9 protein-coding genes and 1 pseudogene are annotated in these 12,388 nt (G+C 35.2%); 5 read left to right on the top strand and 5 right to left on the bottom strand.

Features of this window, described 5'->3' with window-relative positions; genetic code table 11:
* Positions 1-663: 663 nt before the first annotated feature.
* Positions 664-977: pseudogene (locus ACE198_RS00895) on the bottom strand (DUF6904 family protein).
* A gap of 673 nt (positions 978-1,650) precedes the next feature.
* On the opposite strand from ACE198_RS00895, the gene ACE198_RS00890 reads away from it, so the two are divergent.
* Positions 1,651-2,553 carry a DMT family transporter gene (locus ACE198_RS00890; RefSeq protein WP_251460808.1) on the top strand — a complete coding sequence of 301 codons (903 nt, stop codon included), beginning with the start codon at positions 1,651-1,653 and terminating at the stop codon, positions 2,551-2,553.
* A gap of 206 nt (positions 2,554-2,759) precedes the next feature.
* Here ACE198_RS00890 and ACE198_RS00885 read toward each other — a convergent pair whose 3' ends face one another.
* The 3 genes from ACE198_RS00885 to ACE198_RS00875 are packed head-to-tail and all read right to left on the bottom strand — an operon-like array spanning position 2,760 to position 5,942.
* Positions 2,760-3,854: an acetyl-CoA C-acyltransferase gene (locus ACE198_RS00885; RefSeq protein ID WP_375374487.1), complete on the bottom strand. Its 1,095-nt coding sequence runs from the start codon at positions 3,852-3,854 to the stop codon at positions 2,760-2,762.
* Positions 3,850-5,316: an AMP-binding protein gene (locus ACE198_RS00880; protein WP_375374357.1), complete on the bottom strand. Its 1,467-nt coding sequence runs from the start codon at positions 5,314-5,316 to the stop codon at positions 3,850-3,852. Before ACE198_RS00880 ends, ACE198_RS00885 begins: the two co-directional genes overlap by 5 nt.
* Before the next feature lie 47 nt (positions 5,317-5,363).
* On the bottom strand, positions 5,364-5,942 hold the full coding sequence (locus tag ACE198_RS00875; RefSeq protein ID WP_375374356.1) for a biotin transporter BioY: 579 nt from the start codon (positions 5,940-5,942) through the stop codon (positions 5,364-5,366).
* Positions 5,943-6,414: 472 nt separating this feature from the next.
* Here ACE198_RS00875 and ACE198_RS00870 point away from each other — a divergent pair, with 472 nt between their 5' ends.
* Positions 6,415-7,320 carry an AEC family transporter gene (locus ACE198_RS00870; protein WP_375374355.1) on the top strand — a complete coding sequence of 302 codons (906 nt, stop codon included), beginning with the start codon at positions 6,415-6,417 and terminating at the stop codon, positions 7,318-7,320.
* 72 nt (positions 7,321-7,392) lie between these two features.
* On the opposite strand, the gene ACE198_RS00865 is transcribed toward ACE198_RS00870, so the two are convergent.
* On the bottom strand, positions 7,393-7,959 hold the full coding sequence (locus ACE198_RS00865; RefSeq protein WP_375374354.1) for an MOSC domain-containing protein: 567 nt from the start codon (positions 7,957-7,959) through the stop codon (positions 7,393-7,395).
* A gap of 601 nt (positions 7,960-8,560) precedes the next feature.
* Between ACE198_RS00865 and ACE198_RS00860 the strand changes: the two genes are divergently transcribed.
* The 3 genes from ACE198_RS00860 to ACE198_RS00850 are packed head-to-tail and all read left to right on the top strand — an operon-like array spanning position 8,561 to position 12,283.
* The gene (locus tag ACE198_RS00860) at positions 8,561-10,045 is read left to right on the top strand and encodes a spore germination protein (RefSeq protein WP_375374353.1); all 1,485 of its coding nucleotides are present in this window, start codon (positions 8,561-8,563) and stop codon (positions 10,043-10,045) included.
* Positions 10,046-10,053: 8 nt separating this feature from the next.
* Positions 10,054-11,139 carry a GerAB/ArcD/ProY family transporter gene (locus tag ACE198_RS00855; protein WP_375374352.1) on the top strand — a complete coding sequence of 362 codons (1,086 nt, stop codon included), beginning with the start codon at positions 10,054-10,056 and terminating at the stop codon, positions 11,137-11,139.
* 13 nt (positions 11,140-11,152) lie between these two features.
* The gene (locus ACE198_RS00850) at positions 11,153-12,283 is read left to right on the top strand and encodes a Ger(x)C family spore germination protein (RefSeq protein ID WP_375374351.1); all 1,131 of its coding nucleotides are present in this window, start codon (positions 11,153-11,155) and stop codon (positions 12,281-12,283) included.
* The last annotated feature ends 105 nt before the right edge of the window (positions 12,284-12,388 follow it).

The following is a 12,388-nucleotide window of genomic DNA, read 5'->3' as shown; positions in this document are numbered from 1 at the left end:
TAGTAAGATGACAATGAAATTATTCATACATCAATGGAGGGTACAGAAAAGGTGGAAATTGCGACAGGATATTCTAAATCAGAGGATTACTTTAAATATCTCTAAGAAAATGAATTATGAAATACTTAAGTCTCTTTTAAGAGCAAATATAAATTTAATTCAAAGAGAGCAGATGGAACTATGGTCAATCAGCCATCACTAAAACATTATTACCAATTTATCTGGGATTTGGTTGTAAACAATGAATGTAAGTCCTTTGATGAATTAAGCCCCCCTCTTCTAATGGCATTGGGCAGGAGCTAGTAATATAAATATTAGATAATTTGAAGATACATTAATGTTAGTGGTCCAACACTCATCAAAAACGTTAAAGTAAAAAATGCCCGGAACTTTTGAATTCCGGGCATTTTATAAACTCTTCCAATTGAATTGCCTAAACGATTTGTTTAAAAATTCATGTTAAAAGTATATGCTAGATGATTATTAGCATCTATCCTTTATTCTTAAAAACGCTTTTCCTTTACTTCTACAGGAAAAGCGTAAACTCTAAGTGTGCTATTAGAAACGAAACCGTTCTTGATTTAATTAGTGTTCAAAAGGAATTAATACAATACAACTACCATTCAATATCTTCCGGATACTCCACAAGTGATTTTATATTTGTCATGGAGCAATTGTATTTTTTTGCTGCCTCAAGTCTGCGGTCTTAACTTCTTGATACTCCCTGCCTTCTTCGGCATTACGTTTAGCCATTATCGTAATGTTTTTCGAGCGTTTTTCCTTGTCCATGGCGATGAAATCACAATTGAGTTCATCTAGGTATTGGGTAGCATAATTGAAGTATAATCTTTGTTCATTAATTTCATTATCCGGCAATAGGATGATTCAGTAATGGTTTCTTTTATACACTTCGCAATAGCTGCTTGGAACAATCTAACCCGGGCTATGGCAGGATCCCAGATATTCCGATACTCCAAAACTGGATTGCAGCTATTTTTTTCCTGCTTTTTAGGAGTCAAACAGACTTATGGCAGCGCTTAAAAAAAGTGATTGACGAATAAAACAATGGTGATACTCTAAGTGTGCAAATTAATTCGTTAGTTTAATAAACATATATACAGAAGTCTCTTAGAAATTTATTAAACATAAATGATTCCGCCTTTCACGTTTTGTTTGTTCTTTATGACTACACTATAATCCCTTTTTCCATTAAACAACATGGGTATAGTGATAAGTTCACAGTTTGTTTGAAAAGGTTTGACTAACTTTTGAACAGAGAAAAACGCTTTTGAAGAAGCTCATTCATCTCAATCATTGGAGCATTAGCCTATCAAATTGTTCGCCCGGATACACCAGCTCTCGATCGAGCACATGTGGCTCCAACATCAGTAAACTATGATTTCAAAAACCGCCCAGTAGATTAATATAAAAATTTATAAACGCTTGAATCAAAAAAAAGAATCAAGCTTTTTTTCTATGGGCGTAAAACAGCTTTTCAGATTTTTATCCAAGATTTCTTAATTGAAATTTTTTACATTGAGGCGTATTCTATTAAAGTTCGTTTTTTATAGAAAAATAGATGTTAGGCTCAATAATCTAAGGTCTATGAGCCAGCAGTTCGTTCTATTAAACTGAGGGAGAAGAGATCTAATGAAATTAAAATGGTTTTTAATGATGGCAGGCTTAATTATAATTTGGAGTGTTTCTTGGCCAATTTATAAAGTTGCATTAGTCTATACACCTCCTTTGCTTTTTGCCGGGATGAGGTGTTTGTTTGGCGGCGTACTCCTAGGTGCTGTCATTTGGAAAACACGTGACCGGATCCATTGGCGAAAGAATTGGAAAATATATGTCGTCACCGGCACTTTAAATATCGCTTTGTTCTATGGGCTGCAAACCGTGGGGCTTAAATTAGTACCATCAGGCTTATTCTCAGTCATTGTCTATTTTCAACCTATTTTAGTTGGTCTGCTTGCATGGCTATGGTTAGGCGAATCGATGACCCTCCCTAAGGTATTGGGACTTATTCTAGGGTTCCTTGGAGTCATTTCTGTAAGCGCAGAAGGATTTTCCGGCCATGTTTCCATTTTAGGTATTATACTCGGCATATTATCCGCGCTTTCCTGGGCATTAGGTACAGTGTACACCAAAAAAAATTCTCACTCGGTTGATTCGCTTTGGATGGTGGCATTCCAGTGTTTAATTGGGGGATGTGTTCTGATGATAGCCGGACTTTCGTCTGAGAATTGGTCCAGTATTGTTTGGAATGATACATTTATATGGGGGCTTTCCTTTGGTACGATTCTAGGGATTGCGTTATCATGGATTCTCTACGTTATACTTGTGAAAACAGGAGATGCCAGTGTTGTCGCAACATTTACATTCTTGGTTCCAATGCTCGCAGTTATCATCGGAACTGTATTATTAAATGAACCCTTTACGAAACTTTTATTCCTAGGAATTGTCCTGATCGTGGCCAGTATCTATCTTGTAAATAAGAAGCAAAAGCAGGCGTCGGAACAGATTGTCATTCAAGGGAAAATGGGAGTTTAATGCTTATAAAGAAGATACATTCAATTTTTAGTCAATAATAAAAGGATAGTGGAGCAGAATAAATGCTCTATCTATCCTTTTTTTGTACATTTCATGTAACAATCTTCCAGACATGACAAACCACCCAAGGTCAAATCAGATATTCCTTCAAATCCTATATTGTTGCACATCATCTTTATTAAAAAAAATCTCATGTACCTTCGTTTTCATGTTACCACCTCGAATAGGACCGCTACTCCAATTCCTCCACCACTTCCAATGGCAGCCAATACATATTTCATACCCTTTCGTCTTTGAACTTCATAGAAAAGCCTCGTGATTATGATACTTCCTGAAGCTCCATAAGGATGTCCTAGCGTTAAAGCTCCACCGCAAACGTTCAACTTGTCATAAGCAATGGAAAGTTCTTTTATACAGGCGACAATCTTGGAAGAGAAAGCTTCGTTTATTTCAATTAGGTTTATGTCCGCAATGGTTAATTCGTTTCTTTTTAATAAATCTTGAATCGCTGGAATAGGGGCAGCCCCTGGGTAATTAGGATGTACACCTGTGACTTCACTATCCAAAAATCGTAATATGGGTTGGAATCCATTATTTAATGCCATGTTTTCTTCCATGACAAGTACAGCCGATGCCCCGTCATGTATCCCACAACTGTTGGCTGCGGTAACGGTACCGATCTTTTTAAATATAGGCTTCGCCCTATTTAAAAGTACTTCCATCTTTCTTTTCCTAAAAAGTTCTTCATCTTGGTGAAAATCACCAATTTGAATGATCTCTTGATTAAAATATCCTTTATCATAAGCTTCCCAGCTACGTTTATAACTTAATAAAGCATATTCATCCTGCATTTCCTTTGAAATGGCGTATTTTTCTGCCACATATTCTGCTGCAACGCCCATATCTGGGTCGCCAATTTTTTCAGGAGAAAATCTCGCTCTAGATGGAAACGGAGAGGTACTCGTGCTTTCTACACCACCAGCAATGTAACAACGGCCAGCACCGCCTTGGACAAAGTAACATGCCATCCGAATTGCTTCCAACCCTGCACTACATTGACGGTCAATGGTAATTCCCGTTAATGAAAGAGGAAGTCCTCCTTCTAACGCAGCAACTCGAGCAACGTTTCCACCTGGTCCAACTACATTTCCCAAAATGATGTCATCTATCCTATCTTCCAATCCTTTCGCTAAATGTTGGAGGAGAGGAGCCGCAAGCTTATGTGGCTGAATGTCTCTTAACATTCCACCCATTTTTCCAATTGGTGTTCGTTTCGCTTTGACAATTACTGCCCTTTTAATCACTGCTCACCTTACTTTCCATTTGTTTTATAAGCTCAGCACGAGCTATCTTACCACTCGTTGTATAAGGCATTTCAGATAGAAAAAACCATTTACGAGGAATTTTAAAGGAAGATAAATGCATCTTACAAACTTTTTTTAAATCTGATGGGCTAGCCTTTCCTTTTACTACTGCAGCCACAATTTGACCCCAGTATGAATCTGATAGGCCTATTACAGCAACTTCCTCGACATCTTGATGCAAGGCAATTACTTTTTCAATTTCTTCAGGAAAAATATTAATTCCCCCATATAAAATCATATTTTGTTCACGGCCGATAATATATAAAAAGCCATCCTCGTCAAAATAGCCCATATCATGGACCGTGGCCCACCCCTCTTCATCATGAATGGAATGAATGGTACTTCCCTCATAATCAAAGTACCCATTTATCACAAATTTGCTTCTTACATATATTTTTCCGGTCTCATTTAGCTTTGCTAATTTCTGGTCTGGACGCCGTATTTCTACCTCAACTCCATAACAAGGCTTTCCGACAGATGTTGCTTTCTGAATACCTTCTCTATCAGAAAGTACCGTAATGAAGCTCAATTCACTAGCTCCATAAAACTCGTACATGGTCATACTAGGAAACATATGACGGATTTCAAGTTTTGATCTTTCAGACCATTTTGCACCAGAAGAAAGAATTTTTATAGTCTTATCGATTTGGATTCCTTTTTTCAGGAATGCTTCTACCATAGTCGGAACTACATAAATGGTTGTAATGGGTAAGGACTGTATCCATGTAAGTGCTTCAATAGGAGAAAACTTTTCTAAAAGAAATACCGTTCCACCTAAATACAAGGTGCTAATAGCTCCATACAGAAAATGAGAATGAATTAGGGCACCAGGAATAAGAACTTGATCGGATTCATCTAATCCGAAATCAAAACGATTGCAAGCAAAGCTAGCCACCCATGAATCTTGAGAGCGAACAAAAGCTTTTGGGTTACCTGTTGTACCAGAAGTAAATCCAATGTAAAAAGGCAGACTTTCTTCTGTTTTTCTTACAGTTGCTGGATCAAATTGAGGGATTTCCTGTAAACAATCATCCAAAATCGTTACATTAGGAATGATTTGCTTGATTTGAGAGTAAATTTCTCTAGTTGTGACAACGATAGAAGGGCGGGAAAGGATGACCCTTTTTTCTAATTCGGATATATTCCATTTCAAATCATATGGAACAGCAATCCAGCCAGCCTTAGATGCTCCTGCAAAGAGTTGTAGGAAAGGGATACCGTTTGGCAAAAGGATTCCTATTGTTTTATTTTCTGAATGAAGAGAGTGAAGCCAGTTCGCTGTTTGATTAATCAATTTATACCAATATTGATAACTAATTCGCTGATGATTTGTATGGATCGCTATTCGGTTGGGGGATAATTTTGCGAAAGTCTTATATGAATCTGTAATATTTCCCATGATATATCTCCTTTAAAAAAGAGACACATCAAGGTGTCTCTTAAAATTTAGATATTTTTAGTTAAGTTATTAGAATAACTTGTTGCTAATGAGCGTGAAAAAAACGGGTGCTTTCTTAGTCTGTAAACTAAAATAGAAGCTAAAATAGCTTTTAACACATCCCCTGGTATATAAATTAAACTTAATTTAACAGCTTCTAAAACAGGAATGTCCATTATAAATGCTTGCGCAGGAATTCCAATTAAATAGATTAATAGAATTCCAACTGTCAAATTAATCATTAAAACATGTTGTAATTTTAAATTTTGAAAACGTGATAATAAATACCCAATACAAAAAGCCGTAATTGGCCATGAAATTAAATAACCAACACTTGGTCCGACAAATACACTTAGTCCACCTCGTCCTCCAGATAGAAGAGGCATTCCAGCAGCAACAAGTAATAAAAAGATGGTTTGGCTCATCGCCCCTAATCTTGCTCCCAATACTCCTCCTGTAAGAAGCACACCTAGAGTTTGTAATGTAATAGGAACAGGAGTAAAAGAAAGCATAATAGGCGGAACTACGCCTAGAGCGCCCATGACGGCAGCAAACACTGCAACAGATGTCATTTCTTTAATTTTCATTTTTAATTCTCCCAAATGATGAATTTGTAATATTTACAACCATCATAATAATGAATCTCACATTAAATGTCAACTAGATTTTTAATGCAGTTAACAATTGAATTTCATTATTCAAAGTATCAGTATTATCAAGACCTTTCGAATGTACAGTTCCTTTAAGCAAGAATATAAAAAAGGCTCGGAAACATTCCAAGCCATATGTCGATTAGATGATCATCCCCATGCAATAATGCCTCTTCCAAAACCCCCACACCTTTTCAAAAAAACCCCAAACCATACTTTTATTAGTATAAATTTTTTAACAATCTACCTCTACTGAATTTTCTCTATCTATTTTTAATCCAAATTGGCTTTTTGAAAAAATTTCTATCAGTTTTTTTAATTCACGTTTCTATTTTCTTCAACTATAATAACCATAATAGCAGCTCAGCAATTTTAGTTAAAAATACATACCAGATGGGGGTGGAAGCCTGTGGCATTATTGATGATCATATTGCCTCCTTTTTTCATTTTTTTCACCGGGTATCTTGGTCAAAAATTAATTGGCTTTGATATCAAATCGATTTCAATGGCCGCCCTATATCTCATGTCTCCTTTTTTGGCATTCCGAACTTTTTACACGAATGAATTAACAATGGAATACTTTTATATCTTTTTATTTTGTGTTCTTCTTTGTTTTCTGCTAGTTTTAGTCGTGGCAGTGAGCAGTTATTTCTCTCATGCTTCCAAGCAGCAAATGTCCGCGATGATGCTCGGAGGAGCCTTTATGAACGCTGGTAACTATGGAGCCCCTGTTGTTCTCTTTGCTTTCGGTTCGGCTGGCTTTGATCACGCAGTTGTTATGATGGTTTTTCAATCCTTTCTTATGAATACTGTTGGTCTCTTTTTTGCATCGCTTGGCGGTGAAGAGGGAGCTTCTATAGGCGATTCCTTTAAACGTGTGATTCGGATGCCGGTTCTTCATGGAGCAATAGTGGGTGTTAGTCTACAACTGTTTTCCATAAAACTACCAGAGACTTTTATGGAAGCATTTAATATGATCGCGAATGCGTCCATTCCGACTGTTATGCTGGTCCTCGGGATGCAATTGGCTGTAATTACAAAAAAACGAGTCGCCTATCAATTTGTATCCGCCATTACACTTATACGAATGTTTATTTCTCCAGCATTAGCGGTCTTGATCGTATCGTTTATGCCGATTGATACTCTACTAAAAAATGTCCTAATATTACTAGCAGCAATGCCGGCTGCAGCAAATACAACCATGTTTGCTGTCCAATTTGGCACAGAACCCGACCTCGTTTCATTTACAACCTTGGTCACTACGATTTTAAGCATTGTGACTATTCCACTCGTGCTTCTATATTTAGGTGTATAAGTACTCACTTAAAGATAAAAAGCTTGTAGGTAATCAACTCTCCCTACAAGCTCTATTTTTTACTATTCCCATTTATTGCATCGGATTTTTAAAATTATTAACCAAAATCTGTACTTCATCATTTTCGTGAATGATTCCAGGACTTTCTACTGCACAAACAATCCCCCGTCGCTTATAACCTGCACGTACAAAACGGATGGATAACTTCTCATGATCATCAAAGTGCTTTTGGATTTCATCACCAGGTAAGGTACAAGGCTGGTTTTCACCCATACATATTAATCCAGCTCCACTTTTGAAAAGGATACGTGAACCCATGGGGAGTTTTGTCAATTCTGGATATCCCGTTATCAAGAGATTAGCCCCTAACCACTCTGGCAGAACAGCTTCAACACCTAATTCTTCTGCGATCCTGTCTAATTCTTCTACTGACACAATCGTTATTTGGCGGCGGTTTAGAATCTCTGTTCCTCTTGGATACATCGGCTGCCTCGAATCAGCCTTGCTGGTAATACCAAAGTGGCGATCACCACGAATTCCGCCAAACTCAAGATTTGTTTCTGATATTCTTCTAGTTACGAATGTCTTTGGATCATCTGCAATTAATACTGCATTTATGTTTGCCCATACTTTTTCCATAAGAAAGCTCCTTTTCATACAAATTTGTGGTACGGTTCACCTTTGTATTTATAGTAAAGCATATAAGTTTCTATTAGGATAAAAGAAAGTTATGCTTTAATATAGGCAGTGCATTACCTAGATTGAAGGCAGCGATATAAAAGTTATTACCTTCTCTTATTGGTATTCTTTTCATGCTATCTATTGTACTTGCTCTCTTTAGCATAACAGATCAATATAAAATGCTAACGTTGTTTACTGTATTCGTATTTGGAATTTTCGCATTCGGTAAGGATTAAACCATTAATAAAAGGAGACCGTCTAGTTCGGTCTCCTTCTCTTTATTTAAGTGTTTTTAATACATCACTATTTAATAACACTTCTACTCTCTGTTTTACCACTATTTGTGATACGGTTCACCGTGTTGTATCTAAATGAGGATTTTTTACCCTTTTTGATTACTCAGCTACTTATTCTGTTTCCATACAGTTTATTTCACCTTTTATCTTTTACAATTCAGTTCAAAAAAATAAACTACTTTCTGGACTTACTTCTTTATAAAACCATGGATAAGATGGTTTTTTTTTCAAATAATAAGAAAAAATTATAAAGGGTTTTTCAAATGACAAACACACCAAATAAAAATAACTGCCCAAATTATGAAAAAATTAAATACATCCTCAACCAATCACCAGATTTAAATTGTAGAACACTCGAGGTTGGCAAAGATTGTATCGAAGTTGTTTTTATAAAAAATTTAATTAAGGCTGAGACAGTTAATGAATATGTAATTAAATTCATTCAACAGCTTCCAGAAAAAGATATAACCTATTCTTATTTAATGAAAAATATCCCTATTGACGAAGTAAAGATGGACTTTAAGGAACAAGAAATTATTTCTTCACTTTTAAATGGATTCGTTTATATTTACTTATTAAAAGAAAGGAAAGCTCTTTTAGTAAATTGTGCTAATCCAATTGAAAGATCCATCGAGAAAGCAGAAACTGAATCTTTGGTATACGGCCCTAAAATTTCGTTTACAGAATCATTGTCTTCTAATATACAAATTATTAGACAAAATCTAAATAATTCTAATTTGTGTACGGATGAATTAGAAATAGGAGAACGTGTTAAGAAGAAATTAAGAATTATATATATTAAAGATTTAACGGATGAAGACATACTAGAAACACTTAAGCAGAGGCTTGAAAATATTACAACTGATGATATAATTGACAGTTCGGTTTTGTCACAGTGTCTTGAAGATAATCATTATTCTTTTTTTCCACAGTTTATTATGACAGAGCTGCCCGATCGATTTCTCTATTCTATTTTAAATGGAAGGGTTGGTATCCTTTTAGATCGAAGCCCAGTGGCTATTATTGGGCCTGCTAATTTTTTTTCGTTTTTTGAATCAACAGAAGATATTTATTTACGCTGGTCTTTGAGTACTTTCATAAGATTTATACGGTTTTTTGCTATGGCTGGATCACTGCTCTTTACAGCATTCTATGTTGCAATCCTTACCTATCACTTTGAACTTATACCATCTAAATTGTTAATTGTCATTGGGCAATCACGTTCACAAGTTCCTTTTCCCCCTTTACTAGAAGCAATATTAATGGAATTATTAATTGAATTACTTAGAGAGGCAGGGGCACGTCTTCCATCAAAAGTAGGTCAAACAATGGGGATTGTTGGAGGGATTGTTATTGGTCAAGCAACTGTTGAGGCTGGCTTAACTAGCAATATTTTAATTATTATCGTGGCATTTAGTGCATTAGGGGCTTTTTCAGCTCCAATTTATGAAATGGGGACTGCTATAAGAATTGCCAGATTTCCTTTCATTATTCTAGCTGGTGTTTGGGGTTTTAATGGGATTATGATCGGTGTCTGTGTACTGGTTGTCCACTTGTTAAAGTTGACATCCTTAAATAGACCTTATCTTGCACCTCTATACCCGTTTAGGAAAAAGGATTTAAAATACTTCCTCATACGGCTTCCACACCATTTTTATAGGAAACGTCCTGTTGTCAATCGTCCATTAAACGTATTCCGGATAGGATGGAAATTTAAAAAAACAGAAAACGATTTAGATGAATTTTGAGGTGGATAATGAAATCAAATATTAGTTTTGTAAACGCCTATATTGCTTTCTTTATCATTCACACTTCACAAATCGGGATGGGCATACTTGGCGCACCTAGAATTGTTTTTCTTGAAGCTAAGCAAGATGCCTGGATCAGCGTTCTACTCTCTGGACTATTCATTAGTGTTATCATTTGGATGATAATTAGCATCCTTGCTAAATATGAAAACTGTAATCTTTATGAAATACACGAGAATTTATTTGGTCGCTTTATAGGCAGTATCATCAATACCTTTATTGTAATTTACTTTATTGCAGCACTTTACTCTATCATCATCTCTTATGTTGAATTGTCCCTGACATGGGGATATGAAGGAGTTGATGAATGGGTAGGTGTTTTAGCGCTATTATTAGTAACCATTTATGCCGTATCTGGCGGATTCAGAGTAATTGCAGGGGTATGTTTCTTATCCTTTTTAATGACTATATGGCTTGTATTTGTTTTTTATCAACCACTTGAATCGATAAACTTCACTAGAATTTTACCCGTCATGTCGGCAACCCCCGCACAAATAATGAAAGGAGTATTTAAAACCAGTTTTACAATTTTAGGTTTTGAAACTTTATTTTTTATTTTTCCATTTATAAAGGAGAAAAAAAAGCTGCTTTTTTTCAGTCAATTAGCAATCTGGTTTACTACACTTATTGTATTAATAACAACTGTTATTTCGATATTATTTTTTAGTCCAAAGGAATTAGAAATACATATTTGGCCTGTGGTCAGTATGATAAGCACGGTCCATTTTTCATTTCTTGAACGGTTTGAATTTATTGCAGTTCCATTATGGATATTGGTTATTTTTCCTAATTTATGTTTATACCTGTTCATTTCTTCAAAAGGAGTAAAACAAATATTTCATTTAAAACAAAAACATGGTATATGGGTAATCTCAATAATCATTTTTATCACGAGTTTTTTTGTCACCAAAAGAGTCGACAATAACCTTTTTTTTGATCAAGTTGGTCATGTCGGCTTTTATCTATGGTTTATCTATCCGATCTTGTTATATTTCATTTCAATCATTAAATCTAAAATTTTTTCACATTCTTAATGGAGTTGAAAAGATGAAAAAATGGCTTATTCTATTTTGTTGTCTTCTCTGTACTGCATGCGTGCCCCCTGGAAAAATATTAGAAAGGCAAGGGATTTCAACTATTATTGGTTATGATTTACTTGATAAAGATACATATAAAGGCTCTATTAGCTTGTTGCAATTCGACCGTAAAGAAGAAAAAACAAGTGTAACCATTTCTGCCGTCGGTACTACAAGCAAACAAATAAGACAAAGGTTAGAACAACAAACAAGCCACGACATTACATCTGGACAATTGAGGACAATACTATTTGATAAAGATATAAGTAAAATGATAGGAATTTCATCTTTTTTAGATACCATGCAACGAGACAGCAGCATTGGATCATTAATATTTTTGGCCATTACAAACAATACTGAAGAAGTCATTAAAAGTAATAACTATGAAGAATACCCTGAGATGGGGTCATATATTTATCAATTATTGGATAAGCAAGAAAGGAATGAAATGTTAATAAACTCCAACCTGCATGATTTTTTCTCCACTCTATATGAAATTGGCATCGATCCTACCTTACCTATTATATCGAATAAGAATGGTGCAGCACCCTATATTGAAAAGGTGGCATTATTTAAGGATGATAAAATGGTCGGTTCTATTTCTTTAACAAAAACCTTGTTCATAAAATTATTTACCAATCGCAGGGCTTCTTTGGGAGATATAACAATAAACATTCCTCTAGAGGTTTTAGAAAAAAAGGGAATACCACTAGTCAAAAAGCCAAAAGGAGATAAATTTAATATTACAATTCGCCCAATAAAGCACCGCGGAAAAGTTGAATTATCTAACGAAGATGACTTTTATCTAAACGCAACGATTAAGGTTTCAACTATAGAAGTACATCCTGCAATTACTCTTAACAATAAGAAATCTATAAAAAAATTGGAGCAACTGCTTGGGGAAGAACTAAGCAAAGATTTGGGGGATTTTCTTGAGGAGTTAAGAAAATTAAATACTGATCCAATTGGCATTGGGAGAAAAATAAAAAGCATCAGAAAATATTCCAATTTAAGTGATAAAGATTTGAGGGAAAAGTATTCAACATTAAAGTTAAAATCAACTATTAAGGTTGAAATAAAACGAACAGGTGCTGTTGATTAGTAAAGATAGTAGAGAAAAATACTCTACTATCTTATTCTTTCAAGTATATTAAATTTATCTTCCTCTTCATGTCCCTCTTCACCCCCACTTGATAAAACAGCAAAA

The organism is Neobacillus sp. KR4-4, from assembly GCF_042136325.1.
Taxonomy (GTDB): Bacteria; Bacillota; Bacilli; order Bacillales; family Cytobacillaceae; genus Neobacillus.
This window is presented reverse-complemented; position numbering and strand designations above follow the sequence as displayed.